The organism is Dyadobacter sp. CY323, assembly GCF_021390245.1.
Lineage (GTDB): Bacteria > Bacteroidota > Bacteroidia > Cytophagales > Spirosomataceae > Dyadobacter.
In genome coordinates this window covers 401417-427039 of record NZ_JAJUXH010000005.1, presented here as the reverse complement: position 1 = coordinate 427039, position 25623 = coordinate 401417, and the positions used below count along the sequence as shown (strand labels likewise).

Annotated in this window: 28 protein-coding genes and 1 tRNA gene; 18 read left to right on the top strand and 11 right to left on the bottom strand. The window is 43.1% G+C overall.

The window, feature by feature from the left end; all coding sequences use genetic code 11:
- Positions 1–319 precede the first annotated feature (319 nt).
- From LZG72_RS12535 to LZG72_RS12470, 14 genes are all read left to right on the top strand, one after another.
- The gene (locus LZG72_RS12535) at positions 320–619 is read left to right on the top strand and encodes a hypothetical protein (RefSeq protein WP_233872382.1); all 300 of its coding nucleotides are present in this window, start codon (positions 320–322) and stop codon (positions 617–619) included.
- A gap of 570 nt (positions 620–1189) precedes the next feature.
- The gene (locus LZG72_RS12530) at positions 1190–1660 is read left to right on the top strand and encodes an Lrp/AsnC ligand binding domain-containing protein (protein ID WP_233872379.1); all 471 of its coding nucleotides are present in this window, start codon (positions 1190–1192) and stop codon (positions 1658–1660) included.
- Between the two features lie 85 nt (positions 1661–1745).
- Complete coding sequence (locus tag LZG72_RS12525; RefSeq protein WP_233872376.1) at positions 1746–2099, top strand: PadR family transcriptional regulator; 354 nt, start codon at positions 1746–1748, stop codon at positions 2097–2099.
- 36 nt (positions 2100–2135) lie between these two features.
- A complete protein-coding gene (locus LZG72_RS12520; protein WP_233872373.1) occupies positions 2136–3158 on the top strand; it encodes an energy transducer TonB in 1023 nt (340 codons plus the stop codon).
- 113 nt (positions 3159–3271) lie between these two features.
- Complete coding sequence (locus tag LZG72_RS12515; RefSeq protein ID WP_233872370.1) at positions 3272–3799, top strand: PolC-type DNA polymerase III; 528 nt, start codon at positions 3272–3274, stop codon at positions 3797–3799.
- Between the two features lie 356 nt (positions 3800–4155).
- Positions 4156–4229, top strand: a tRNA-Ala gene (locus LZG72_RS12510).
- A 198-nt stretch (positions 4230–4427) separates the two neighbouring features.
- On the top strand, positions 4428–4892 hold the full coding sequence (locus LZG72_RS12505) for a hypothetical protein (protein ID WP_233872367.1): 465 nt from the start codon (positions 4428–4430) through the stop codon (positions 4890–4892).
- Between the two features lie 23 nt (positions 4893–4915).
- The gene (locus LZG72_RS12500; RefSeq protein WP_233872364.1) at positions 4916–5095 is read left to right on the top strand and encodes a hypothetical protein; all 180 of its coding nucleotides are present in this window, start codon (positions 4916–4918) and stop codon (positions 5093–5095) included.
- Positions 5096–5302, top strand: coding sequence for a hypothetical protein (locus LZG72_RS12495; RefSeq protein WP_233872361.1), 207 nt, complete (start codon positions 5096–5098; stop codon positions 5300–5302).
- 227 nt (positions 5303–5529) lie between these two features.
- Positions 5530–6945, top strand: a complete 1416-nt coding sequence (gene gndA / locus LZG72_RS12490) for an NADP-dependent phosphogluconate dehydrogenase (protein ID WP_233872358.1) — start codon at positions 5530–5532, stop codon at positions 6943–6945.
- Between the two features lie 11 nt (positions 6946–6956).
- Positions 6957–8465 (top strand): glucose-6-phosphate dehydrogenase, encoded by a 1509-nt coding sequence (gene zwf, locus LZG72_RS12485; protein WP_233872355.1) that lies wholly within the window; start codon positions 6957–6959, stop codon positions 8463–8465.
- 3 nt (positions 8466–8468) lie between these two features.
- Complete coding sequence (gene pgl / locus LZG72_RS12480; RefSeq protein WP_233872352.1) at positions 8469–9191, top strand: 6-phosphogluconolactonase; 723 nt, start codon at positions 8469–8471, stop codon at positions 9189–9191.
- 159 nt (positions 9192–9350) lie between these two features.
- Complete coding sequence (locus tag LZG72_RS12475; protein ID WP_233872349.1) at positions 9351–9527, top strand: hypothetical protein; 177 nt, start codon at positions 9351–9353, stop codon at positions 9525–9527.
- A gap of 5 nt (positions 9528–9532) precedes the next feature.
- Positions 9533–10363, top strand: coding sequence for an SPFH domain-containing protein (locus LZG72_RS12470; RefSeq protein ID WP_233872346.1), 831 nt, complete (start codon positions 9533–9535; stop codon positions 10361–10363).
- Positions 10364–10419: 56 nt separating this feature from the next.
- Here the strand turns inward: LZG72_RS12470 and LZG72_RS12465 are convergent, their stop codons facing one another.
- The 7 genes from LZG72_RS12465 to LZG72_RS12435 all read right to left on the bottom strand — a co-directional run bounded on the left by LZG72_RS12465 (position 10420) and on the right by LZG72_RS12435 (position 16329).
- Positions 10420–11100 (bottom strand): GIN domain-containing protein, encoded by a 681-nt coding sequence (locus LZG72_RS12465; protein WP_233872343.1) that lies wholly within the window; start codon positions 11098–11100, stop codon positions 10420–10422.
- A gap of 11 nt (positions 11101–11111) precedes the next feature.
- Positions 11112–11492, bottom strand: a complete 381-nt coding sequence (locus tag LZG72_RS12460; protein ID WP_233872339.1) for a GntR family transcriptional regulator — start codon at positions 11490–11492, stop codon at positions 11112–11114.
- 13 nt (positions 11493–11505) lie between these two features.
- The gene (locus LZG72_RS12455; RefSeq protein ID WP_233872336.1) at positions 11506–12315 is read right to left on the bottom strand and encodes a hypothetical protein; all 810 of its coding nucleotides are present in this window, start codon (positions 12313–12315) and stop codon (positions 11506–11508) included.
- Positions 12316–12417: 102 nt separating this feature from the next.
- Positions 12418–13251, bottom strand: coding sequence for an ATP-binding cassette domain-containing protein (locus LZG72_RS12450; protein ID WP_233872333.1), 834 nt, complete (start codon positions 13249–13251; stop codon positions 12418–12420).
- Positions 13252–13376: 125 nt separating this feature from the next.
- Positions 13377–13982, bottom strand: a complete 606-nt coding sequence (locus tag LZG72_RS12445) for an NTP transferase domain-containing protein (RefSeq protein ID WP_233872330.1) — start codon at positions 13980–13982, stop codon at positions 13377–13379.
- Positions 13983–15185, bottom strand: a complete 1203-nt coding sequence (locus LZG72_RS12440) for an XdhC family protein (RefSeq protein WP_233872327.1) — start codon at positions 15183–15185, stop codon at positions 13983–13985.
- A complete protein-coding gene (locus LZG72_RS12435; RefSeq protein WP_233872388.1) occupies positions 15151–16329 on the bottom strand; it encodes a cysteine desulfurase family protein in 1179 nt (392 codons plus the stop codon). Before LZG72_RS12435 ends, LZG72_RS12440 begins: the two co-directional genes overlap by 35 nt.
- A 400-nt stretch (positions 16330–16729) precedes the next feature.
- Between LZG72_RS12435 and LZG72_RS12430 the strand changes: the two genes are divergently transcribed.
- Entirely contained in the window at positions 16730–17365 is a 636-nt protein-coding gene (locus LZG72_RS12430) for a peroxiredoxin (RefSeq protein ID WP_233872324.1), read from the top strand.
- Positions 17366–17442: 77 nt separating this feature from the next.
- On the opposite strand, the gene LZG72_RS12425 is transcribed toward LZG72_RS12430, so the two are convergent.
- Complete coding sequence (locus LZG72_RS12425; RefSeq protein ID WP_233872321.1) at positions 17443–18180, bottom strand: DUF6962 family protein; 738 nt, start codon at positions 18178–18180, stop codon at positions 17443–17445.
- Positions 18181–18559: 379 nt separating this feature from the next.
- Between LZG72_RS12425 and LZG72_RS12420 the strand changes: the two genes are divergently transcribed.
- Together LZG72_RS12420 and LZG72_RS12415 are read left to right on the top strand one after the other, a co-directional pair.
- The gene (locus LZG72_RS12420; RefSeq protein WP_409017696.1) at positions 18560–21025 is read left to right on the top strand and encodes a TonB-dependent receptor domain-containing protein; all 2466 of its coding nucleotides are present in this window, start codon (positions 18560–18562) and stop codon (positions 21023–21025) included.
- A gap of 170 nt (positions 21026–21195) precedes the next feature.
- On the top strand, positions 21196–21900 hold the full coding sequence (locus tag LZG72_RS12415; RefSeq protein ID WP_233872315.1) for an MCP four helix bundle domain-containing protein: 705 nt from the start codon (positions 21196–21198) through the stop codon (positions 21898–21900).
- A gap of 62 nt (positions 21901–21962) precedes the next feature.
- On the opposite strand, the gene LZG72_RS12410 is transcribed toward LZG72_RS12415, so the two are convergent.
- Complete coding sequence (locus LZG72_RS12410; protein ID WP_233872313.1) at positions 21963–22514, bottom strand: hypothetical protein; 552 nt, start codon at positions 22512–22514, stop codon at positions 21963–21965.
- 241 nt (positions 22515–22755) lie between these two features.
- Between LZG72_RS12410 and htpG the strand changes: the two genes are divergently transcribed.
- Entirely contained in the window at positions 22756–24594 is a 1839-nt protein-coding gene (htpG, locus tag LZG72_RS12405) for a molecular chaperone HtpG (protein ID WP_233872310.1), read from the top strand.
- Positions 24595–24652: 58 nt separating this feature from the next.
- On the opposite strand, the gene LZG72_RS12400 is transcribed toward htpG, so the two are convergent.
- Complete coding sequence (locus LZG72_RS12400) at positions 24653–25174, bottom strand: hypothetical protein (protein WP_233872307.1); 522 nt, start codon at positions 25172–25174, stop codon at positions 24653–24655.
- Positions 25171–25521 carry a hypothetical protein gene (locus tag LZG72_RS12395; protein ID WP_233872304.1) on the bottom strand — a complete coding sequence of 117 codons (351 nt, stop codon included), beginning with the start codon at positions 25519–25521 and terminating at the stop codon, positions 25171–25173. The genes LZG72_RS12400 and LZG72_RS12395 overlap by 4 nt, the downstream gene beginning before the upstream one ends.
- Positions 25522–25623: the final 102 nt, after the last annotated feature.

Genomic DNA, 25623 nt, shown 5'->3' with positions numbered 1-25623 from the left:
TTTACATGTAGTTCAGTTGGTTAGAATACATGCCCGCCCGACGTTCGGTGTCACGCATGGGGTCGCGTGCGGAACGCCGCCCGGTTCGAGTCCCGTCCAGACCGCAAAAAGCTCAGAGAAATCTGGGCTTTTTTCATTTCCGAGGTACTCGCTCGACCTACCTGATTTACTAAGCAATCGTTTTCAGCGAATTTATATCACGGGTCGCACCTGGTTAAATCCGTTTGTTCGATGTCGCTCACCGTTTGATCATTTGGTGGAACTGTGGAAGGTAATATTTCTAAGTTGGGCTATTATTTCGGTCTAACTATTCAATCTTATGAAATTCATCTTCTGGCTCGCTGTCACCATAGAGGGGAGTGCATTTTTTTACTATCTGATCCAAATTTGGGTCCTCTACAAAAAGAAGCAGGAGATTGGATACACACCTCGATATGATACGGTCGTTTTGCCGGCAATCGTGTTGGGGAGTCTTTTTCTGGGCAGTCTTATTGCCAAGTACTATTTTAAAAGCGACAAATATGCTACAATAGTCGCGCTCATTCCGCTAGCATTTATGGTCTTTGCTTTTTTAGCAATGATCTTCGCTACCATCTTCTTAAAGGGAAATAATCATTAGGCTTTATTTTCGTACACAGCAGGATTTCTGAACGATTATTCATCTCTGCGCCGAGAGTTTAATTGACTTGGATCAAAAAGTAGCGGTAAAGGAAGGAGAGACAATATCGGTTTGGTCTGAAAATGAAAAACACGCAGGTTTCAAAATGAACCCGCGTGTCAAATTACACTTCATCAACAAACTAAAAACCAAATAAAACTAATACGAAAAAATTCGCTTGTCAAGTTTTTTTTGCTGTAGGAGGGGGATTCGAACCACCCACGGTGCGGTTAGCTACGGTACAAATACTGTTGGTGGTCCACCCCAGTCGACGTAAGTCGGCATTATGCCGCGTTTATCCCTTATTCACCACCCCCGAGACAGGAGGGCATGGCTGCCAGTTTCATCACCCTACAATGTGATTTTCCAATTATCAGGGACTGTCTGAACGACATTTCTCAACATTTGGTTCTGCAAAACTAAAACTTCTGATTTTAAATATAAAATATTTTCATTTAAAATTGACAAAATTTACAAGTTTTGCATAATTTGGATGGTTATATTGTGAAATATTCAAACTTTTAACCCAAAATGCAGAAATATTCAGATATCGATAGTACTGATTTGCGCATTCTGTCGCTCCTCATTGAGAATGCAGCGTTACCGTACACGGAGATTGGAAAACGAGTTTTTGTCTCTGGTGGAACCGTTCATGTCAGAATGAAGAAGCTGGAACAAATGGGTATAGTAAAGGGTTCGCAGCTTGTAATTGATCCGGCCAAGCTGGGATGGGATATCAGTGCATTTCTAGGTATTTACCTTGATAAAAGTTCTTTATACGAACAGGTAGCAACCGCATTAGAGGGGATTCCCGAGGTGGTAAATATTCATTATACTACCGGCATCTACAGTATTTTTTTGAAAATTGTATGCAGAGATACCGGGCACCTTCGTGAGATTCTTCATGATAAGATCCAAAAGGTAAGTGGTATACAGCGGACGGAGACATTTATTTCACTGGAAGAGCGTATCAATCGTTCCATTCCGCTGGCCGAAAGCTGAGGTAAAAAATAATTTCATCAAATTTTAGACGGGATTTGTATATATAAAAAACTTATATATATTTGTTCAACAAACAATTGAATATATGGATAATATCGCAACAAGTAACGAATATGTGAGGGGAACATTAAAAACGATTGTGTTGAATTTATTGGCAGAACACGACCGGATGTATGGATACGAAATAACACAAGAAGTAAAGGAAAGAACCGGCGGCGCCATTGCACTTACATTCGGCGCATTGTATCCGGTCTTACATAAATTGGAGCAGGAAGGTCTGCTGATCACCGAGTCGGTGGAAGTGGACGGACGGCTGAGGAAATATTATTCGCTCACCACATATGGTAATGAAACTGCACAGACTAAAACCAATGACCTTGAACGTTTTATAGATGCTGTGAGGTTACTACTGGCTCCCAAGAATCTGGCAACTGAATAAACCTGGTTACATGGAAATATCTAACGGATAAACACTATGAAACGCCTTCAAAACGATCGGATTGATTTAATTAAAAAATATTTGCATTCCTGCAAGCTGGATCCCGAGTTGTTTCCGGAAATCCTGGATCATTTGGCTTGTGAAGCGGAAGAGCGTCTTTGGGACGGTAAACCGTTTGAGCAGATCTATGACAATATCATGGAAACTGCTGACGGTAAAGTCCTGCTGGATCTTAGTGTTGATCATAAAAATCTGTTAGCCATGGAAAATTCATTTAATGACATCGTGTTCGAGGGCCGGAATAAACTTTATGGAGCGTATGATCTGAGGAAAAGTTACGGGCAGACTATTCAAAGGTCCGTGATCATGGGCGTGACGTTATTTATTTTGATTGTAATGTTTCCCAATCTGTATGCACGGCTGGTCCCTGATCCAAAAGATGATGATATCGCGTACATCGTAGAGGCAAAACCCATTGATATACGTGAGATGATTACCAAGCCTCTCGTTAAGTTGGAAGAACCGGCTCCTGCCCCGAAAACGATACGATCTTTGACGCCGGAAGTTTTACCCGATAATCAGGTGGAGATGGAGAATCTCCCACCAGCATTGGAAGAATTGGAAAAAGCGCAACCGGATTCCCGAACTCTGGATGGTGTAGAAGATATCACGATTATCATTCCCCCTGCAGCAGGAGTAGGTAGTGCGAAATCTTCTCCGATTGAAGTTGAAATCAAGAATGAAGAAACATTTTTAAATGTCGAGCAGGCGCCGCAGTATAATGGCGGGGCGGAGGCAATGTCGGCATTTCTGCAAAAAAATCTCAAATACCCAATGCAAGCTTCCAGAGCGGGTATCCAAGGTAGGGTATTTGTACAGTTTACAGTAGGTTCTGATGGAAAAGTGGAGAACGTGGCCGCATTGAAAGGAATAGGATTTGGCTGTGACGAAGAGGCGGTTCGTGTAGTGAAGCTGATGCAGAACTGGATGCCCGGCCGACAAGCTGGTATACCGGTTCGGGTAAGGTTCACGTTGCCGATTTCGTTCCAGCTCAATTAATGCCCGGAATTGTGTAAATGCCTCCCTGTTATTGAATAAAATCCTCGCTTAGGCGGGGATTTTTTTGTTTTTTTGCAAATCAAAAAATATATATTCAGAAGATTCCGAGGTGCATGTACGCAATTGTCGATATTGAAACAACAGGTGGGGGAGGTGGAGCGCGTATTACAGAAATAGCAGTTTTCAGGCACGACGGATGCAGGATCGTTGACGTTTTTCATTCACTGGTCAATCCGGAAATATACATACCACCGTTCATTACCCGCCTCACGGGAATTGATAATGCGATGGTAAAAGATTCTCCCACTTTTTACGATGTCCAGGATCACGTTCGGAATTTGACGAAAGATGCCTGGTTCGTCGCCCATAATGCCAAGTTCGATTACGGTTTCATAAAACGCGAATTTGGTGCAATGGACGAGTTTTTTCAACGGGATTTACTTTGCACCGTTCAGTTGAGCCGCAAGATATTCCCCGGGCTGAAATCATACAGTCTTGGAAACCTTTGCCAGAGTCTGGAGATATGCATTGAAAATCGACACCGTGCGCATGGCGATGCTGCAGCGACGGTGCAGCTTTTCGAAAAGCTTTTGGTTAATGATAGTCAAAAGCTCATCCCGTTTGATATTTTTCAGGTTTAAAGCTCCGGGGAACGTTGGAATGATTTTTTAAGTGCTGGACTTAGATTTTTCAACCTAAATTTTCCTTCCAATGAGAGCATTTATTAACTGTCTGGTTATTCTTCTTTTGACTTTTACACTTACAAGTTGTGAAGCAATTGGTAGCATTTTCAAAACCGGGGTTTGGACCGGCGTGATTCTCGTAGTTGGAATAATCGCCGTTGTGATATGGGCACTGTCTAAAGCATTTGGCGGAGGCCGACGATGATTAAGGAATGAAGTATTTTACTTCAAGACATAAAATCAGGACTTAGCTTGCATCTAAAAATTCTCCGTTTCATCTTTGCACTCCTCAAAAGGGGGATCTTATCAGAAACGGGGGATTAGCTCAGTTGGCTAGAGCGCTTGCATGGCATGCAAGAGGTCGACGGTTCGAATCCGTTATTCTCCACATTAGTATTAAGCCGTAACTGGAAACAGTTACGGCTTTTTTGTTTTAACCCATTTTGGACGGCATTTAGCTATTCTATCATACCGTTGGATAACTAATCCCGCCTCAGGGTAGCAGTACTTCCTAATGCTCCGGTCTTCTTCTACTTTTAAATTTTTCACAAACGCCGTTTCGAGCGACCTTATTTTCAACATCAATATGCCTGAACGAATCAAAAACCTTAGAGAAATTAAATATAGAGTTTCGTCCGAAAATGCCAAACCTGAGGCTTTTGAAAAAATGCTGATGAACTTGGTGGAAATCCGATCGGAGGAAAACAGTGATCATATTAATCATATCCGATTGTGGTTTATGCATTCCACACGGGTTACCAAGCATATTTGCAAACGAATGCGCGGACTTACCCGCACATTGCAGCATCCCGACGAACAGACTTTACAGACCATTCAAGATATGATTGGCTACTGCCGCCATTTGTGTAAAAATTCGGAACTGCTGGCGAATGACTATGAAATTTTGGTGAGACACGGGTTTATTGTTGCCGAAATTGATGATTTTCGGAAAGCTTATCATCGTTTACAGGAGGTTGTTTACTATATTGAGTCAGTTTACATGAGCTTATATCACAAGGTCGGTGTCAATGATTCGGTGAGAAAGAATTGAAGGATTAATTTAAACTGTACAAAATGGACCAAGATCAAGAACTTACCAATAACTCCAAAACTGTCGCAAAGGGTTTTCTGATCCTGTTTGCTTCTGTATTAGCCATCATGGCGGCGATCGTTTCCCCGGTTGGCGAATTGCTGGGACTTCTGTTTTTGAGCAAAAAATCCTGGAAGGGTGGTAAATTCAGAAAGGCTAAGTAAATGAAGACGTTCACTACGATAGAAGAGGCCTTTGGATGGTTTCTTGACAACGTATATAAAAATTTACCTGCCGAAGAAAAAAAAGGAGAGTTAACAAATGCTTGGAGAAACTATACGCACAAACTGGGTATTTCGCCAAAAAAAATGGCAGCTATCCTGGAACGCTATGGATTTGAAGTTAAGTTGCTTGTGACCTACAAAAAGTAATTTTTTTGTTTGAAATTTGTTTGGTTTTCAAACAAATTTGTTCCCGGCCGCGACATTTCAAGCAACTACGGGATAAGACACAATTAATTTTAGGTTGATCAGGTACATGACTGTCCTGGATAATCACGTCAAAAACGTACAGGTACTGGGGAAACCTTCATTTTGACATACATTGCTTTTGTAAAAACCCTAATATTGCATGTGTTAAATCAAGAAGTAGAATTATTATGTCAGACAGCATATTCGAATTTGGAATGATTGGTCTCGGGGTAATGGGTCGCAACCTGTTGCTCAATATGGCCGATCATGGTTTCGCAGTAATCGGTTTCGATAAGGATGCGACCAAAAATGCAGCTTTGGAGAGTTCGGCCACTCCGGGAACCACTGTTAAAGGTGTTGGCGAGCTTTCGCAAATGATCCAGCTTTTGCAACGTCCTCGGAAAGTAATGATGCTGGTACCAGCCGGCCAGCCGGTAGACGATGTAATTACTTCATTACTACCTCTTCTGGAAGAAGGTGACGTGATCATCGACGGTGGAAATTCGCATTACACCGATACGCTTCGTCGTGTAAAAGCCCTACGTGAGAAGAATATACACTTTATGGGAATTGGTGTTTCAGGAGGTGAAAAAGGCGCGCGTACCGGTCCGAGTATCATGCCCGGTGGCGACCAGATCGCATATGGGCACGTGCAGCCAATGCTGGAAGCCATTGCCGCGAAAGTGGGCGACGAACCTTGCGTAGCCTATCTGGGGAAAGAAGGTGCGGGCCATTATGTAAAAATGGTGCATAATGGCATCGAATATGCGATTATGCAGCTGATCAGCGAATCGTATGCAATACTGAAACACGGGGGGCTGAACAATCAGCAAATGCATGAAGTTTTCGCCAAATGGAATAATGAAAAACTGCAATCCTTTCTTGTCGAGATCACGGCGGAGATATTCCTCCAAAAAGACGACAAAGGCACTGGCGACCTGGTAGACGTAATTTCAGATAAAGCAGGTTCGAAAGGTACCGGTAAATGGACGTCGCAGGATTCGATGGAACTGCCCGTTGCAGTGCCGGTAATTGATACTGCCGTCGCTATGCGCACGTTGTCAGGATATAAAGATGAGCGCGTGCAGGCTGCTGAAATATATGGCGAACCAGCTGGAAATGAATCCCTTCCTTCCGAGGAGTTGATCGCGCTGGTTTATGATGCATTGTATTTTGCAACCATTCTGAGTTATGCGCAAGGTCTCGCTATGTTATTTCAAGCATCAAAAGACCTGAATATGGATATTCCGCTGCCGGAAGTGGTGAGTGTATGGCGTGGAGGCTGTATCATCCGTTCTTCGTTGTTGGAAACATTTACGACAGCGTATCGCCAGAACCCGGAATTATCCAACATCTTGCTGAACCAAGAAGTAGCTTCACTCGTTAAATCAGCGGAAGATAAGACTCGTTCTTTGATCGCATTCGCAGCTAAATCGGGCATTCCGATCGCTGGTCTGATGTCTTCGCTGGCATACTTCGACGCCTACAAATCGGCCAGCATGCCGACAAACCTGATCCAGGCGCAACGCGACTATTTCGGCGCGCATACTTATCAACGTATCGATACCCCCGGTACCTTTCATACGGAATGGGGTCAACAATAACTAAGTGAATTATGCAAAATACTAAACGCCCACCTGCCACGGTTCTTTTTATCTTCGGAGGCAGCGGTGACCTGAATTACAGAAAGTTAACTCCTGCTCTTTATAATTTATTTCTTGATAACTGGATGCCGGAGCAATTCGCGATCGCAGGTATCGGCAGAAGTCCGTACACGGATGAGGCATATCACGAGCATTTGCTTGATGGTGTGACTAAGTTTTCGAGAAGAAAAGGCAAACAGAACGGGCATTGGACAGAGTTTAGTCAGCACGTTTTGTATCTGCAAATGGATGGCGATGATGCGGCAGCTTATCATAAGATCACCGATCTTGTCACCAAAAAGGAAGAAGAGTGGGGCGTTCATCCGAATGTGATCTTTTACCTCGCAGTAGCGCCACAACTGGTGCCGTCGATCGCGCAGAAATTGGGGGCTCTTCAGATTTGTCATGATAAAAGTACAACCAGAATCGTGGTTGAAAAACCATTTGGTCATGATCTGGAAAGTGCGCACGAATTGAATGAATTGCTTTCAGGCATGTTTGCCGAGGAGCAAATTTTCCGAATCGACCATTATTTGGGTAAAGAAACCGTTCAGAATATTCTTGCATTGCGTTTTGCTAATGCATTATTTGAGCCACTCTGGAATCGGAATTACATTGACCACATTCAGATCACAGCTGCCGAAAGTGTGGGTTTGGAAGGTCGGGGAGGTTACTTTGAGCATGCGGGTGCATTGCGGGATATGGTACAAAACCACATTCTGCAAATCCTTTGCATGATTGCCATGGAGCCGCCGGTTTCATTTGATGCAAATGAAATCCGTAACAAGAAAGTGGATGTTTTGAATGCGATCCGTCGTATTTCGAAAGAACAGGTACACGATTTTGCAGTACGCGGTCAATATTCGGGCGGCTGGAAAAAGGGTGATAAAGTAGTTGGATATCGCCAGGAAGAAGGTGTTAACCCGCAATCCAATATCGATACGTTTGCTGCGGTTAAGTTTTATATCGATAACTGGCGCTGGCAGGGAGTTCCGATCTACGTGAGGACTGGAAAATATCTCAATCAAAAAGCTACTCACATTACTCTGCAGTTCAAACCAGCACCGCATTATGCATTTCCGGCTGAATCCGCCGAGTCTTGGCGTTCTAACCGGTTGACGATCAGTATTCAACCGAATATGGATATCAGCATCCGTTTCCAGGCGAAACGTCCCGGACAGACCATGACGCTCGATCCGGTAGATATGACATTTGACTACGATGAGGTAGCCGGTGAGCATGCACCCGAGGCGTATGAAACTTTGTTGCTGGATGTAATGGAGGGAGACGCAACACTTTTCATGCGTAATGATCAGGTGGATGCTGCCTGGAAGGTGATCATGCCGATCCTCGAAACTTGGGAAGGCCGGACGCCGCAGGATTTTCCGAACTACGCGCCGGATTCGTGGGGGCCCGACGATGCCGATGCATTAATCGCCCGTGATGGTCATACCTGGATTAATTTACCACCCGTTCCCTGATCTATGGAATTGCATATTGAAAAGGACGCAAGTCAGCTTAGTACAAAGCTGGCTTCCTGGCTGGCTGATTACATTCAGGAAGTTTTGTCGAAGCAGGAGCGTTTTACATTTGTTTTGTCAGGTGGAGGTACGCCGAAGCTGCTTTATGCTTTGTTGGCGGAATCGCCATATAAACAGTCCATTCCGTGGGGAAAAATTCATTTTTTCTGGGGGGATGAACGTGCGGTACCATTCGAAGATTCACGAAATAATGCGAAAATGTGTTTTGAGGAATTGCTGGATAAAGTACCTGCAAAACCCGAAAACATACATGTAATGCGTACTGATATTCCGCCTGCGGAATCTGCACTGGAATATGAATCCGTTTTGAAACAATACTTTTCGGGCTCTGAGACCACATTTGATTTTGTGCTGTTGGGAATGGGGGATGATGGACATACGTTATCGCTATTTCCGGGAACCGATGTCATTCATGAAAAAGATGTGTGGGCAACTTCATTCTTTCTGCCCGCGCAGGATATGTACCGAATCACCTTGACGGCGCCGGTTGTAAATCAGGCGGCGTGTGTGGCTTTTCTGGCAACAGGTATCGGGAAAGCTGAAACACTGAAACATGTGCTGAAAGGTGAGCAGAACCTGGATGTTTATCCATCTCAGATCATTAATCCAGAAAAAGGTCAGCTGCATTGGTTTGTGGACGAAGCTGCGGCTAGTCTTTTAGCCTGAAAGTAAATAAAAGCTACCATTTGAAAAGCGTGTCGATAATCGATGCGCTTTTTGTTTATATATGAATTTCACCAGTTCATTGACATAACAAACCATTGGATAAAATATTCATGTCAATGCATGATCACACGATACATTTATAGAAAAAATCTAGCTAATATGGAATATATTCTGAAAGTGATCCTGGTGATCGTTGCGATTACCTACTCCCTGCAACTGGTTAATTCTCAGTCGGATTTGCTAGTCTTTGGCGGCCTGGCGTTTATCGGAGCGGCTCTTTTTTACCTTTTTGGAGAAATAAAAAATCTGTTGAAGCAAATCAAATCTAAACTATAATGAACATGAGAAGAAACATTATCATCGCTATCGTTAGTTTTATAATCCTTGTCATCGTCGTTACCGTCCAGCCGTTTACCTACGAAAACATCGACGCCGGGAATGTGGGCATCAAAATAAATCTTTACGGATCCGATAAAGGGGTGGATAACATTACTTTGGTGACCGGAAGAGTTTGGTACAATACCTGGACGACCAAAATCATCGAATTTCCAACTTATACCCAAAGTGTTGATTACGACCCTTTTGTAATTACAACCCAGGATGCTGCAGAATTTAAAGTGGATCCCAAATTAAACTACCACATTAACCCGGATAAAGTCCCGCAGATCTACCGCCAATACAGACGACCGTTATCGGAGATTCAGCAGGGTTTTATGAAAAACACCATTTACGATGCATACCGGATCGCAGCGAATTCATTTACCTCCGACAGTGTGATGTCCAACCGGGAAGTTTTTGAAGATCGTGTGCAGAATGTGTTGACCAAAACTCTTGGCAGAGACGGATTTATTTATGACCAATTAACTTCCGCGATCACACCGCCACCGTCACTGCGCCAGATGATCGATGAAAAAAATACGTCCATTCAGGCGAGGCTAAAAGCTGAAAATATGGCGAAACAAGCTGAGGCTGAGGCAAAAGTGATTATCGCCCGCGCAGAAGGCCAGGCAAAAGCGACATTGATCAAAGCCCGCGCCGAAGCAGAAGCCAATCAACTCCGCCAGAAGACATTAACTCCATTATTAATCCAGCAGGAATGGGTTGCCAAATGGAACGGTATTCTTCCAACAACAAATGCGGGCGGTGCAAGCTTAATGCTGGGAATCAAATAGCAAAAGCTGCATCGTGAATTTATTCGAAATGCCGGGAGCTCAAATTCCCGGCATTCTTAATTTTCAGCAACATTTTTATAGAGGCTCCCCGGCAAATTAATCTGAGCTTTGCCATCTACATTTGCCTTAAATGATTTGAAAATATCTTTTTCTACCTTCAAACTGCTGCTATCCTTCACCTGCACAGACACATTCCCGAGATTATTGCTCTTCCCAAATTTTACGAATCCTCCTGAATGAACATCCGTATTCAGGTTGTCAATCACATTATCGCTTACGAGCAATGCGCCTTTATTCATTTTTATAACCAGATCGCCACTTTTCCAGTTTGTGATGTGAACCGGTACATCTTGTGAGGTAATGGATTTAATATCCGGGGCTGTAATGTAAAAATTAGGGCCAATGTTCAAAGCCTCTTCCGTAAATGGTGCGGAGAGTTCCCAGTCGCGGTGATAATTGAAAACCAGGGTGTCACCCACCACTTTCCAGTCGTAATACTTTTTATCCGGCCCGGCCGTAATTTTATACTCTTTGCCAGGGCTGATCTCCGTCAGGCCAAATGCTTTTCCCTGAAGTTTCACATATTTGAATGGCTTTGCAGGTTCCTTTCTATATCCCCACAAGGGGTCGCTTTTGTCTATTCTGTCATACCCTGCCTTCAAAACCAGATTTGACCCTAACAAAACAAGCAGTGTCAATGAAAATAGCGTGATAAGTAAGATGTTACTTGTCTTCATTGTATTAAAAGTTAGTTCGTGACAGGATATGTTTCGGTGATGAACTTGTTGTAGCGGGTCTGTAACTCGCCCATACTGATATTCAGAAGGTAGAGCGTCCGGAAAAGATCGGGCAGCTCGCTTTCGAGAAAACGCTCTTTTCGATAAAGTAAAATTCGTTCAACTGCCTTATCATCAGCCGAGTATCCAATTCCTCTTTTGTTGAAAATGATTTCTTTATTCTGAAGGAAATCGTACGTTCTCATCACGGTGTTTGGATTGACTTCCAGCATCGCGGCCAGGTCCCTGACAGACGGGATGCGTTCTCCGGGCGGCCATTTACCGAGCAGGATCTGCTCGCAGATATAGTCGGCGATCTGCAGGTAAATAGATTGTTTATCTTTAAACTCCATAAATCATGTGTGGTTAAATTTCCTTCTCTTTTAGCCGTATGTAGGCAATAAACCAAAAGCTGAGCGCGACCAGCACCGCAAAAACACGTAGCAGATTATCGGTGGTTTCGGGGATCAGAACATGAAAGAATTTCTCATGTACGTTTTTGGTCAGAGACATTGTGTCGCTCTCCCAGATGCGCCAGCCAGTCATTGGAAATGCTACAATTTTCTTAGGAAAGCCGGTAAATAAACTTGCAATCAACGTATTGACGCCAAAAACAACCAGTATAGTGATCAAAACAAATGTTGCCGTTTTGATGTACGATGCTTTCGGAAAATAGACCGATCCCAGAAAAATGACCGAATGCAGGATGAAATAGCAGAAATAAAAATACTGTAGTGGCTCATTCTGGATATAATTGTATTTGTACCCGCCTGCCGGAAGTTTTGAATTCCCGATGTCTATCGTGTAATGATGAAGTTTTACAAAAAGGATCAGGAATGGGACAACGAAAATGACGTTCAGAATGAATGAGCTCAGGTACTTTTCGACTCGTGATGCCGGCACCATTAACGCTGCAATACACGTTTGCGGTGTGGAATATTGAGTTAATGCATTGCTGGAATAGAAACTTCCGCCAAAAAGCACAACCGTAAATAAAGCAACATAATGCAATGCCTCCCGCAATCCGCTCGGTTCCCTGGACATCGTGATCGGTAGCAGCATCAGCAAAAGCATCACAACAAGAAGTGTCGCCAGCAACAGCATATTTCTGCCTTTTTCTGCCAAATCCAGTTTCAGCATTAATGCAAAGCGGTGAATGTCAAATGTCTGATTCATAGGATGAAAGATAAAAATTGGTCAGGTAGGATGGAAGGAGCCAGATATTGGATCAATAAAATGAGTACGATAAGAAATAGGATTAGTAGCTGTTTCATGATCTTATCGGAATATGGATTTGATACGCGCCGGATTTTCCATGACTGCATTAAACAGATGTTCAAGATCTACGCGACTATCCTCCTGCTCGGAATTCTCAAAAACTGCTTTATAGCCACGCAATGAAGGTTCCGAGTAAAGAACCCGATTGTCGAATTCGATACTGCTGAGCGTTCCGAAACACAGTCGCTCGGTAACCACGTCGAGACTATGCTGCAACAGGATCTGGCTATCTTCCAGAATAATGATGGAATCAATGAGATTGTCAAGGTCGCGAACCTGATGTGTGGAGATCAGTATCAGCCTGTCTTTGTCCAGAACCGAGGATACCAGTTTGCGAAATTGACTTTTTGAGGGAATATCGAGACCGTTTGTAGGCTCATCCATGATGAGAATCCGGGTATTCGTCGCGAGTGCAAATGCGATCAGCACTTTTTTCTTCTGACCATAAGACATGCCCGTTAGCTTGTTTTTTTCGGGAATGTCGAGTTCAGCGATGTATCCCCGGAATTGTTTTTCGTCAAACCTGGGGTAAAACGGCGCGAGCATATCGAGGTACTTATCGATTGTGACCGAAGGCAGATAAATTTCCTCGGGAATAAAAAAGACATCCTGCAAAAATGCAGGCTGGCGTTTGCCAGGTTCGTAGCCGGCCACATTGATCTTGCCGCTGAGCGGAAAAAGCAGTCCGACCATGTTTCTGAGCAAACTGGATTTCCCTGCACCGTTTTTTCCCAGCAAACCATAAATATGCCCGGCTTTCAGATTCAGCGTGAGGTTTTCAAAAAGCTTTTTACGCGTACTATATCCAAAGGATACCTGGTCAAAATGGATCATGGTCTGAGAGATTTAGTGTTCTAGTTAAATAGTACACTGCAATGATAAAAGAAGATCTTGACTTAAACAAAAAGATTTTTTCAATCTGATTTAATTGCCGTCGGCTTAAGACGACGGCAATTAAATCAAGATTGAAAAATTAAGAGATTTTTGTAGTCTTCTTTTGTGTCGATATCGATGTTTCCGAGCGGGAATGGGCAGGAAGTCACCTCATTAGAAAATTTTGAAAGAAGCTTTTTAGCGCCTTCGGCACCGCTTAATTTCAGGAGGTCAGTAAAATATTTTTCAGAAAATAAAACCGGAGTTCCTAATGTACCGGCATAAGACGAAGCTACGATTCCTGCATTTGTGCGGGTTTTCTGATCAATTAGTGACTGAAACAGGGAAATATCTACAAATGGCTGATCACTGACTGCGAGGATCACGCCGGCTGATAAAATATTCATAGATTGTAAGCCATGTATTCCTTGCGCAATGGAAGATCCCATTCCTTCCGCCCAATTTGCATTATAGGTGAAATGACATTTTAGTCCATTCAATTCATTTTCAATACGTTCGGAGTTGGAACCAGTCACTATAATCACTTCCGAAAACCCACTAGCCAGAGCAGTTTCGGTGATATGACGGATGAGTGTTTTGTTTTGATATTTCAATAATTGCTTGGGTTCGCCGAGCCTGGATGAATTCCCTGCGGCGAGTATAACAATGCTATATGGAGCGTAGGCGCTCATTTAAGAAGTCGCAATTTGCACGGCACAAAGAAATTCCTCCATTTCCGCCTTGGAGTAGTCCACTTTCTGGTCAGACCGGTTGTGTATCGGCTCCATTTTGTCGCGGAGCGAAAATCCTTTTCTATTACTGAGAACCGCCTTGATTTCAGCTAAAACAGACAATGCAATTTCTTCGGAAGTTTCAGCGCCGATATCGAGGCCCACTGGTCCGTAAATGCGTGTTTTTTGTTCCTCCGTTACACCAATTCCATTTTCTTCCAGCTCTGAAAACATTCGTTCCAATTTCTTCTTTGGCCCCAAGGTACCAGTGTACTGGCAAGATTCAACAGTGACCAACTGTTTCAGTAGCGCCAGATCGTAATTGTAATTATGTGTCATTAGCAGGAAAAATGTTCTTTCATCACATTCAATATGATTTAAAACATCTTCGGCCCGGGAAACGATTACCCTTGTTGCATTCGGAAAGCGTTGTTTCGTAGCATGTCCGGCCCGACCATCCACAACCGTCGTTTTCCAGCCCAGGATATTCGCCATTTCCACCAGCGGTATTGTATCGTTTCCCGCACCGGCAATGACAATGGAAGGTGGCGTATTTACGTACTCAATGAAACCAGTGAGATTTTGACCATCATACAGAAAAGTCTTAAAGAATGAATCGGACTTTGAATAAGCTAATTGTGAATCGACTAACAAATCAGAAATAGCCGGCTCTTTCAAATCTTTTGTAATGATTTGATCCTCAGTTTCTAAATGCAGGAAACACGTGCCCGGCTGTGCGCCGGTTCTGGATTTCAGGGAAAACAAGGTGATGAGTACGGCATTTTGTCTTTTGACCAAAACCCTTTTCAACAATTCAATGGGGTTGTCTTTATCGGCAATATGAATCGGCTCAAAAAGAATGTGAATAATGCCATTACAGCCCAGCTGCACACCTAATGTCGTGTCGTTTTCGTCGGTTGTATCGTAGGTGACCAGTTTGTTTTTTTGCTGTGAAATGGCCAGTAATGCTTTTCTCAATGCATCACCTTCGAGGCAGCCGCCACTGATCGCCCCGGTAAGCTGACCGTCGTCCGTGACGAGCATTCTCGCGCCCGGCCTGCGATAGGATGAGCCTTCAACATGTACCACAGTAGCGAGTGCCATGTTTTTACCGCTCATTATGGCGTTTTCATAGGACTTTATGATGTCCGAAATTTCTTTCATGGCGATGCTCTTTTATGATTCGTGAAATAATTCCGATCGCGTGATCAGCATGCTCTTCGGTAGAGAACCGACCAAAGCTGAAACGGAAAGAATTGTGAATTGTCTCGTCGGTCAGCCCCATTGCTTTTAACACATAACTCGGTTCCAATGTTGCCGACGTGCAGGCGGAACTTCGGGAAAAGGCGAGATCGCTGCTCGATTCGAAGATCATTTTTTCTCCGTCAATGCCATGAAACGAGATGTTGGTCGCATGAGGAAGCCGCGATTTTTGATCGCCATTTACTTCCAGATCTTCGAGATCCATCAGTTGTTTTTCAAAATAATCGCGCAATGCACCGAGCCGCGTACTTTCTGTATGCATCTCATTTTCACAGATTTCGCACGCTTTTCCAAAGCCGACGATACCCGGTACATTCAATGTCCCGCTTCTCATATTTCGTTCATGCCCGCCGCCGTCGATCTGCGCGGTGAGCGTCACCGTAGGGTTTTTCTTTCTTACATACAATGCACCCACGCCTTTTGGGCCGTACAATTTATGTGCGCTGAAAGTCATCAGATCAATGCCATCCCGATCTACATTTACAGGTATTTTACCGACAGCCTGTGTCGCATCGCTTAAAAACGGAATACCGTGTTTTCTGGCGATCGCTGAAATTTCTTTCACCGGCATTACTACACCTGTCTCATTATTGGCATACATGACGGCGATTAAAATGGTATTTTGGTTGATCGCATTTTCAAGTTCTTCCAGATCGATGAGCCCATCTGCATTCACATGTAAATACGAGACTTCGTGGCCATTCCTTTCCATTTTCCTGCACGTGTCCAAAACCGCTTTATGTTCGGTTGATACCGTAATCATGTGTTTTTTTTCGACCGGATAATTTTCGAAAACACCTTTGATTGCGAGATTAACTGCTTCTGTTGCGCCGGAAGTAAAGACAATTTCCTGAGGATGAGCACCGATCAGGCTGGCAATCTGCTCACGGGCAATGTCCACAGCTTCTTCTGCTTCCCATCCAAATGCATGCGTTTTGCTGGCTGCGTTACCAAATTTCTCTGTATAATAAGGCAGCATTTCTTCCAAAACTCTCGGATCCATCGGAGTAGTAGCATTGTAATCCAGGTAAACAGGCAGTTTCAAAGACATGAACGGTTGTTTTATCAAGAAAGTAAAATGCGGAGTGATAGTTCAATTTAAACAAAAAACCATCTCATTTTAATGATGAGATGGTTTCTACAATTTAAACGAACAGGTTATCTATTATTATAAAGGTCTGTGAGCTATTGTCGGCGATGGATTGGTGTGTGATAGCACATTCAAAGGAGCAGACTTTCAATTAAAACGCAATTAAAGGGGATTTAAAATGAGGTTAAAATTGCATTGAGGTTAATATTCTGAGGATTTATCAGGGTTTAGTCATATCCGATCTTGGATACATTTATTCATCTGACAATTACCGCTTAATTGAAACTAATTATCTATTTTTGTGTTAAACTCTACAACTTTGGTAGATTATTGTCAAACTTAAATTTTATTGCTTATGTCACTGCGACTAGGAGATATTGCCCCGGACTTTGAGGCAAATACCACACAAGGCCCTATTAAATTTCACGAATGGCTTGGCGATAGCTGGGGATTGCTTTTTTCTCACCCGGCAGATTTTACGCCGGTATGTACTACCGAACTTGGTAAAACGGCGCTTTTGAAAGGCGAATTTGAAAAACGCAATGTTAAAGTGCTGGCAGTGAGCGTAGATGATCTGGATTCTCACAACCGCTGGATCCCGGATATCAATGAGGTGAGCGACACCGAAGTTAACTTTCCAATTATCGCAGATGAAGGCCGGAAAGTAGCGCAGCTGTATGACATGATCCATCCAAATGCGAGCGAGAAAGCAACGGTTCGTTCGGTGTTTATCGTTGGACCGGATAAAAAAATCAAGCTTACCCTGACTTATCCTGCATCAACAGGCCGAAATTTCAATGAGATTCTCCGGGTTGTGGACTCACTGCAACTGACTGCTAATTATTCTGTTGCGACTCCCGCGGACTGGAAAGATGGGGATGATGTGATCGTGGTTCCTGCGGTGAGCACCGAGGATGCTGAAAAGAGATTTACAAAAGGATTGAATATAGTAAAACCATATTTGCGTTACACGCCGCAGCCTAACAAGTAAGGTGTTATCATGCAAAAAAATAGAGTGCCTGCATCAGGCGCTCTATTTTTTTGCATTGTATGTTTTAAAAGATCAACTCAGTCCTCGATTTTTTCACTCTCTATAATCTTTTCGGGGACGATCATTTCATCTCCGTAATAGATCATATGCCGGGCACCCTGGTAATAAAACCAAATGGATAGCGCCATCGGAATGTGACTGATATCGTTGTAATTGAACCACGGACCGAAGCTGAATTTCAAAGCGTGCATTCCGGCCGCCAGCGCGCCCATGAGCGTCGCGATGAATATATTGACACTCCCCGGATCGCGACGTTTCTTGTAAACATAAATTTCAATCAGGAAAAGCATCAGAAAAAGTCCATAAAAGGCATGGATCTCGACGATCACAAAGTTGAGTGTAATGAATGTGAGGACGAAGAAAATCGTCAGCTCTACATAATTCAGCCAGCCGAGTATGAGTCCGTTACGTTTGTGGAGCAAGGGTTTAATGTGCCAAATTGCCGCTCTTTCAAACAATGCGACTGCGATCATACTCGCAAACCATCCGGGGATCTTCCCGACTTGTCCCGTTAAATATAAAAAACCGTGACCGAGTATTCCGCCGATTGCAGTCGCGATACCCATGAATAAAAAGAAGTACTGGATTTGCTTGTACATCCGGTGCGCACGTCCGAGCCTGTTTAAGTGGACGAAGGCGTAAATGCATACCGCAGTCATCATCAGACTCGAAATCACAGAGGAAGGTTCCAGAATGGTGATCCCGAAAATCTGGATCTGATGAACCTTACTGAAATCAATGGCAACTTCATTCATGAACAGAAGAGTATAAATCGCGTAAAGGAGTGAATGTCCCGGACATTACAAGTCCAAAGTAAGCCACAAATCAGCAATTATATGCAACAATATTGTTGTAACAACTCCAAATAATAAAATTATACCAACCAGTTGTTGATATCGGATATTCCCGGATTCATCTAACCTGTGCCGCTCTGTAACGGGCGAAATTGCCATTTGGCAGATGAAAACGACGTGCCTATCTATTATCATTTTTGGTGTGCACCGTATTCGTTTCTTTTGTATCGGGAATTGTATTTAAATAGGACTTGCACAGTTGCCTCTCTATCTATCAAAGTTTTCATCCATGAACAAATTAATTCTTTCTAAAACGGCTGCCTCAGGTTTTGTACTTATTATGAGCTTTTTTGCCACATTTTCCTTCGGGCAAGCTCCTGCATCCGCTCCCGCCGTATTAACTGAAACGGCTCCAAAAGGCAATTCGAAAATTTCGGGAATTGTACTGGATTCATCCGCTGCAAAAGGCGTGGAGTTTGCGAGTATTGCATTATTCAGTGTTGTCGGAAACAAAGCCATTGACGGTACTACGGCTGACGAAACGGGGAAATTCTCTATTACCAAAGTTGCACCTGGCAATTACAAGCTGCTGATTTCTTTCATTGGTTTTAAAGACAAAACGGTTGATAACATTCAGATTGAAAAAGGAAAAGATATCGACCTGGGATCTATACAGCTGGCTTCGACCGTGCAGAACTTGCAGGAAGTGACGATTACCGGTGAAAAATCGCTGGTGGAGGAAAAGGTAGACAGGCTGGTTTACAATGCTGAAAAAGACATTACATCCAAAGGTGGCGATGCATCGGATCTTCTGCGGAAAGTACCTATGCTGTCGGTCGATCTGGATGGAAATGTTTCATTGCGCGGAAGTTCAAATATCAGGGTTTTGATCAATAATAAACCTTCGACCATTATCGCGAGCAATGTCGCTGACGCATTGAAACAAATTCCTGCGGATATGATCAAGTCTGTGGAGGTCATCACATCGCCGTCTGCCAAATACGACGCGGAAGGTTCTGGTGGGATTATCAATATTATTACTAAAAAGAATAGCCTGCAGGGGTTGACATTGAACATTGATTCGGGCGTTGGAAACCGGGGTACCAACCTGGGTTTGAATGGAAGTTACCGGAAAGGGAAAATGGGGTTTACGCTGGGCGGTTTTGGACGTGCATTTTATAATAAAGCTGAATCGGTATTGAACCAGACTACTTTTTCAGAAGGCAGCTCGTTTCTAACAAATCAATCTTCCAAAGCAAAAGACCAGGGATTATTCGGACAATATTCGCTGGGATGGGATTATGATCTTGGTAAAAATCAGGCATTGTCGGCGGGTTTGCGTTACGGAACACGGAACTTTATCCAAAAGCAGGATCTGACCATAAATCAATTCCAAAACAATGTGTTAGGTATGACTTCCCAGCGGAAAGTAGATCGTAAAGATCTTTCCGGGACCGTTGATTTTAACATTGATTATCTCCGGACTTTCAAGCCTCAGCAGGAATGGAGCATTTCAACTTTGTATAGCCGCACGGGTTTGACAAACAATTTTAACACGGATTTACTCACTGAATCTGGCGCAGTAAGTGGCCGTCTGAAAAACGTCAACGATAATACTAATTCGGAATTTACACTACAAACCGATTATCAGACTCCCATCGCTAAAAATCAATTGATCGAATTTGGGGCGAAAGGTATTTTCAGGACGGTTAATAGTGACTTTAAATACCTTTCTGCTACTGAATCAGGAGATTTCTCGGTAAGTCCGACAAACCCTTCCGGTACGTTGAATTACAATCAGAATGTGGCTGCGGGATATATTTCTTATACATTGACTACCAAAAATAAATACACATTTAAAGCAGGGACCCGGTATGAATATACGGGCATAACGGCCGATCTGGGTGAAGCTGGGAAGGTGACGATCCCAAATTATGGAAATCTGGTACCTAGTATTAATGTGTCGAAAGCATTGACGGGTAATACAACATTGAAAGCAGCCTATAACAGAAGAATTCAACGTCCGGGTATTCAGCAGCTCAACCCCAATGTAAATCTCTCAAACCCACAAAATATCAGTACTGGTAATCCGGCGCTGAGTCCCGAGCTGACCGATAATTTTGAGCTGGCTTTGAGTACCAATATCAAGAAAACCTATTTGAATGTCTCCGCATTTGCACGTCAGACAAACAACTCCATTACGCAAGTGAGAATGGCCGTTGATACGCTGCAGGGTGCAATCGTAACTACTTATGAGAATATCGGAAAGCAGCAGGCATACGGAATGAATGTTTTTGCGAACGTATATCTCACGCCGAAATGGACGCTAAACGGAAGTCTTGACATTCTGCATTCGTATCTGGAAGGTCAGACAACGAGTCTGGAAGGGGCGCCGGTGATGGCCAGCAATTCTGGTTTCAACTATGGCGGACGATTGATGTCGCAAATTTCACTGGCGCGGGGCTGGGGAGTTCAGGCATTTGGCTTCTATCGCGGTAAGGAAATACAGTTGCAAGGAACGCGCACCGGCTTTTACATGTATTCGCTGGGTTTCAAGAAAGATTTTGCTAATAAAAAGGGTAGTGTTGGTTTCGCTGCGGAGAATTTCATGACGAAAGGTGTCCGTTTTACTTCGGACCTTACTTCGCCGCAGTTCATACAGTCGTCTCAAACGCAGTTATATAACCGGAATTTCAAGATTACATTTAATTATTCAATCGGTAAAATGAGCTTTGACGCTCCCAAGAAGAAAACGAAATCTGTCAACAATACCGATGTAATAGGTGGCGGAGACGGACAGAAATAAAAGCATCAGATAAGTCAGTTAAAGTGTTTCAGGACAGACGTTTTGGAACACTTTTGCTTTCATACGTGGTTGAAATCAATATTAAAAGCACTATAACGTTATTATAGAAAGATATTTTTGTATTTTGAAGACACTTAAACGGATAGCGGAGCAAGCTTAATTATTATCGGATGAAATGGTCATTTGTAATTCAACAAAAGTTAAAAGCTGCGGTCTTACTTGGCAGTATTATGGTCCTGATCATTTTGGGATCGGTTCTTTCGAGATACAATGTGCACGGAATCGATCAGTCGGTCTCCTCGATTTATAAGGATCGCCTTATTCCCGCGACGACGATTATTTACCTGACAGAAAATCTTTACGGAAAGCGTCTCACACTCGAAAAACATCTTTTTTTGCCAGATCCGAAATCGGAAGATGAACTGAGATCACAGTTAAAGACCTATGATACACATATCGATTCGTTGGTAGGAGTTTTTGAGAAGACTTACCTGGTTGATCAGGAAACAAAGAGTCTCCAGAAATTTAAGTATCAGGTGGATAAATATCGTTTGCTGGAAGCGACGATATTGAACTTAACCAGTTTGGGTGCGAACGAGGAGGGGAAGCTTGTTTTTGCGAAGACTGGCGCGGCTGCATTTCAGGAATCGATACATATTCTGAACGAGCTGACCAGCATTCAATCGGACATTGGGGCGGACCTCATGAAGGTATCGAAAAGTGAGGCAGCCAGTTTCGACATCATTTCCTTTTTGCAGATCGGACTTTCGGTCATTATCGGGTTAATTGTTTTGATACTCATTCAAAATGATCGCATTATCAATAAGCCGGAGATTACCGCAAACAAAAAACAACAGTATTTTAATCTGAATTGAAGTGTTGTAAAGCAAAAAAGGTCAGGGATTTCCTGACCTTTTTTGTGTATCATGAAAAGCGATTACTGACCGACTTTTCGTCCTTTTAATGTTTCTCTCGAATTTTTTACTTGCTTCAACAAATCCTTCTTAACAAAAAGCCGGGCTCCGTTTCCACCTTGCAGATCGAACGTCCGCTCCTTGTATTCAAATTTGTTATTCGGCAATACATCCAGAAAGTAGTTCTGCCCACTCAGGTTGAACTGCATTCCTTTCGTATCCTGCTGTGTGTCGTCCCATGAAACATGAAGTGTGCCATTTCCCGAACCTAAAGAAACGCCTGGCGTAAATGGAAGCACATTGATTGTCTGAATGCTTTTTCCGTTACTCATCGTAATCTGTCCTTCCGGGTTTACCTTGATGTCATTCGGATCGGAAACTTCTCTGCGGATGTTAATCGCCTTGTCATTGAAGAACTGCACCTTGGCGAGATCGATGTTTGCAGCTTCCAGGTCACGCCGTAAATCCTCCGTAAAAACGGTGTAATTAGAAAGAGGGACAGAATTCATGGTAGTACAAGCTGAAACAATGCTTAGAAAAAGTACCGCCGTAAAAAGTTTTTTAATCAGATTCATGTTTAAAATTGGTGTTCTTCAGATGAACGTTTGATGGATTTTAGCTGGGGTAGTTTACCGATCGCAATATTAAGAAAAAGCGAATGAGATACCAACCCCGAAATTGTGCCCAGATGCATATATTCACGACTGACAATGTGTCAGCAGTCCGTATTTTGATTGTTATTGGAACGCATATTTTTGTTCCGTATTGCAAAAGCAGAAAAACAATTCTAATTCATAAAAACCAAACATTATAACTATGGAGTCAGTGATTCAGGAAAAAGGAAATCTTAGTATTCATACTGAGAACATCTTCCCGATTATCAAAAAATTCCTTTATTCGGACCACGAAATCTTTTTAAGAGAATTGGTTTCCAATGCAGTGGATGCGTCTCAGAAAATCAAGAAACTGGCATCTTATGGCGAGTTTAATGGTGAACTGGGAGATCTTAAAGTGGTTGTTAAACTGGATGCAGATGCCAAAACGATCACAATCAGTGATAACGGTATCGGTATGACCGCCGATGAAATAAAAAAGTACATCAATCAGATCGCTTTCTCCGGCGCTACTGAGTTTGTCGAAAAGTATAAGGATAAGGGTGAGGACGGAAAAGGTGACAAAGGCATTATCGGTCACTTCGGATTAGGTTTCTATTCCGCCTACATGGTTGCTGAAAACGTTGAGATCCTTACAAAATCTTACAAAGAGGGTTCAGAAGCGGTTCGCTGGCAATGTGACGGTTCGACCGAATTTGAACTTTCGCCTGCTGAAAAAGAAGAACGCGGATCGGACATTATCCTGCACATTGCGCCAGATTCAGAAGAATTCCTGGACGCGCATCGTCTTCGCGGCATTCTTGAAAAATATGGTAAATTTCTGCCGATACCCATTGAATTTGAAGATAAGGTAATCAACAACCCAACTCCGATCTGGACTAAAAACCCGTCGGATCTGACTGACGAAGATTACATTGCATTCTATAAAGAGCTTTATCCTTTCAGCGAAGATCCCTTATTTTGGATACACCTGAATGTCGATTATCCATTCAATCTTACCGGTGTTCTTTACTTTCCCAAGCTGCGCAACGATTTTCAGGGACAACGTGAAAAGATCCAGCTTTATAGCCGCCAGGTTTTTATTACGGATGAAGTAAAAGACATTGTGCCTAATTTCCTTCAATTACTGCATGGGGTGATCGACTCGCCGGACATTCCTCTGAACGTATCGCGGAGTTATTTGCAGGCTGACGGTAATGTGAAGAAAATCAATGGCTATATCACACGTAAAGTAGCTGACAAGCTTTCGGAAATATTCAAAAACGACCGTGAGGGATTTGAAAAGAAATTTGACGATATCGGTTTGTTTGTAAAATATGGTATCATCAGCGATGATAAATTTTACGAAAAAGCGAAGGATTTTTGTCTGCTGAAAAGTACAGACGGTAAGTTCCACACATTTGAAGAATACCGCGAGTTGGTGAAGGAAAATCAGACGGATAAGAACGACACGCAAATCTGGCTTTACACAACGGACGAGAAAAAACAAGATGCCTTTATCCAGTCAGCCAAAAAGAGAAGCTATGATGTGCTTGAACTTGGCAGTATGATTGACTCGCATTTCATAAATACATTAGAGCAGAAGCTTGAAAAAATCAATATCAAACGTGTTGATGCGGACACTTTAGACAAGCTTGTTGAGAAAGATGTGAAGCTGGAAAGCATTTTGTCTTCCGACGATCAGGACAAAGTGAAGAAAGTTTTCGAGGAAGTTGCGGGAAGCAAAGCAGCTAATATTCAGGTTGAAGCGATGCCTGTGGACGAGTTGCCGGTAGTCATTACTTTCCCTGAATTTATGCGTCGTATGACAGATATGCAGGCCAGCTCTGGGCAACGTTCAATGTTCGGCGACATGCCTCTGATGTATACCGTTTCACTGAATTCAAATCACCCGGTCATCGGCCGGATCCTGGCGACTGAAAACGATTCGGATCAGAAAGCTTTGGCAAAGCAGGTTTACGATCTTGCATTGCTTTCGCAGGGTTTGCTTTCTGGCAGTGACCTGACTCAGTTCATTCAAAGAACCGTTACGAATTTGTAAGCTTGACTTTATCAGACGAAAAAACCCGCCAGGAGCGGGTTTTTTCGTCTATATACTACTATCTTTTTTCGCCTGTTATCAGCTGCGTTTTCAAACTTCCCAATTCTTCCCATTTCTGTTCTTTGGCCAGTACTGCCTGGTTTGGCCAGGAAGACGGATCATTGAGCTGGTATCTGGGCCCCGCTTTTTTTAGAATGCCAACAATGCGGATCACCGAAGTTTCGGCAAGTTGTTCAAAGGTATGTATGCCTTCTTTATTCAGGATTTCTTCGATTTTTGGACCAACACCTTCCAGGATTTTGAGGTCGTCCGGTGCGTGATCCGGGCTCGTTACGGGATATGCCGTTTTTGAAGCATTCGTGGCCACAGGTTGATCGGTTGGATTTTTCATGAATGTCCGGAAGTCAGCAAGCTCAATTTTTTTCTCCTCAATGAGGTCGTGCAAGATACGAACTCTGCGTCTGATGATTATCCTTGCCAGCAGCCAGCCGGCGACAGAGGCAATGCAAAGCATCAAAATGATCTCCGTTATTGCTACGGGAACTGATTGAGGGTCAAAAGGATAGTCTGGTAAAGTCATTCTTTCGACCGATAATATTTTATTTCACGATTTATCCTGCTTAACCGATATTTAAGTTCCGTCGTCTTTTTGTCACCATAACTTTTGCCAATAAAAAAGCCCAACAGCAGCGCGACGGTAAACATCGTGGCATATTGGGCAAGCTTGCCTGCATCAATGGTGTAGGTCAGGAATGGAATGGATCGACCGGCAATAAACTCTCCGGATTCTGAGACTATTTCAGTCGGAAAAAGTGCGGGATTGACAATGGTGTCACAGAGAAGCTTGATTTTACAAACATACCAATATGTTGAACCCAGTATCCAGGCGGTTAATACAGTCCACAACAACGCCTTGACATTGAACATAATCCGACTGTTTTTGAGTTAGCCCAAAACGATTATCCTTTTAAAGATACTTTTAGGAACGAACAGATGCAACAAATCGGGCACTAAGTAAAAAGAGCCTGA

What these genes read in the sequence shown, in the direction of transcription:
- LZG72_RS12445 (WP_233872330.1), bottom strand. Translation starts at nt 13,982, where the DNA reads ATGAGCGCCTACGCTCCATATAGCATTGTTATACTCGCCGCAGGGAAT.
- LZG72_RS12520 (WP_233872373.1), top strand. Translation starts at nt 2,136, where the DNA reads ATGAAACGCCTTCAAAACGATCGGATTGATTTAATTAAAAAATATTTG.
- htpG (WP_233872310.1), top strand. Translation starts at nt 22,756, where the DNA reads ATGGAGTCAGTGATTCAGGAAAAAGGAAATCTTAGTATTCATACTGAG.
- LZG72_RS12455 (WP_233872336.1), bottom strand. Translation starts at nt 12,315, where the DNA reads ATGAATCAGACATTTGACATTCACCGCTTTGCATTAATGCTGAAACTG.
- LZG72_RS12475 (WP_233872349.1), top strand. Translation starts at nt 9,351, where the DNA reads ATGGAATATATTCTGAAAGTGATCCTGGTGATCGTTGCGATTACCTAC.
- LZG72_RS12410 (WP_233872313.1), bottom strand. Translation starts at nt 22,514, where the DNA reads ATGAATCTGATTAAAAAACTTTTTACGGCGGTACTTTTTCTAAGCATT.
- LZG72_RS12500 (WP_233872364.1), top strand. Translation starts at nt 4,916, where the DNA reads ATGGACCAAGATCAAGAACTTACCAATAACTCCAAAACTGTCGCAAAG.
- LZG72_RS12440 (WP_233872327.1), bottom strand. Translation starts at nt 15,185, where the DNA reads ATGAAAGAAATTTCGGACATCATAAAGTCCTATGAAAACGCCATAATG.
- LZG72_RS12515 (WP_233872370.1), top strand. Translation starts at nt 3,272, where the DNA reads ATGTACGCAATTGTCGATATTGAAACAACAGGTGGGGGAGGTGGAGCG.
- LZG72_RS12505 (WP_233872367.1), top strand. Translation starts at nt 4,428, where the DNA reads ATGCCTGAACGAATCAAAAACCTTAGAGAAATTAAATATAGAGTTTCG.
- LZG72_RS12525 (WP_233872376.1), top strand. Translation starts at nt 1,746, where the DNA reads ATGGATAATATCGCAACAAGTAACGAATATGTGAGGGGAACATTAAAA.
- pgl (WP_233872352.1), top strand. Translation starts at nt 8,469, where the DNA reads ATGGAATTGCATATTGAAAAGGACGCAAGTCAGCTTAGTACAAAGCTG.
- LZG72_RS12450 (WP_233872333.1), bottom strand. Translation starts at nt 13,251, where the DNA reads ATGATCCATTTTGACCAGGTATCCTTTGGATATAGTACGCGTAAAAAG.
- LZG72_RS12495 (WP_233872361.1), top strand. Translation starts at nt 5,096, where the DNA reads ATGAAGACGTTCACTACGATAGAAGAGGCCTTTGGATGGTTTCTTGAC.
- LZG72_RS12400 (WP_233872307.1), bottom strand. Translation starts at nt 25,174, where the DNA reads ATGACTTTACCAGACTATCCTTTTGACCCTCAATCAGTTCCCGTAGCA.
- LZG72_RS12535 (WP_233872382.1), top strand. Translation starts at nt 320, where the DNA reads ATGAAATTCATCTTCTGGCTCGCTGTCACCATAGAGGGGAGTGCATTT.
- LZG72_RS12415 (WP_233872315.1), top strand. Translation starts at nt 21,196, where the DNA reads ATGAAATGGTCATTTGTAATTCAACAAAAGTTAAAAGCTGCGGTCTTA.
- LZG72_RS12470 (WP_233872346.1), top strand. Translation starts at nt 9,533, where the DNA reads ATGAGAAGAAACATTATCATCGCTATCGTTAGTTTTATAATCCTTGTC.
- LZG72_RS12395 (WP_233872304.1), bottom strand. Translation starts at nt 25,521, where the DNA reads ATGTTCAATGTCAAGGCGTTGTTGTGGACTGTATTAACCGCCTGGATA.
- LZG72_RS12460 (WP_233872339.1), bottom strand. Translation starts at nt 11,492, where the DNA reads ATGGAGTTTAAAGATAAACAATCTATTTACCTGCAGATCGCCGACTAT.
- LZG72_RS12420 (WP_409017696.1), top strand. Translation starts at nt 18,560, where the DNA reads ATGAGCTTTTTTGCCACATTTTCCTTCGGGCAAGCTCCTGCATCCGCT.
- gndA (WP_233872358.1), top strand. Translation starts at nt 5,530, where the DNA reads ATGTCAGACAGCATATTCGAATTTGGAATGATTGGTCTCGGGGTAATG.
- LZG72_RS12465 (WP_233872343.1), bottom strand. Translation starts at nt 11,100, where the DNA reads ATGAAGACAAGTAACATCTTACTTATCACGCTATTTTCATTGACACTG.
- zwf (WP_233872355.1), top strand. Translation starts at nt 6,957, where the DNA reads ATGCAAAATACTAAACGCCCACCTGCCACGGTTCTTTTTATCTTCGGA.
- LZG72_RS12430 (WP_233872324.1), top strand. Translation starts at nt 16,730, where the DNA reads ATGTCACTGCGACTAGGAGATATTGCCCCGGACTTTGAGGCAAATACC.
- LZG72_RS12425 (WP_233872321.1), bottom strand. Translation starts at nt 18,180, where the DNA reads ATGAATGAAGTTGCCATTGATTTCAGTAAGGTTCATCAGATCCAGATT.
- LZG72_RS12530 (WP_233872379.1), top strand. Translation starts at nt 1,190, where the DNA reads ATGCAGAAATATTCAGATATCGATAGTACTGATTTGCGCATTCTGTCG.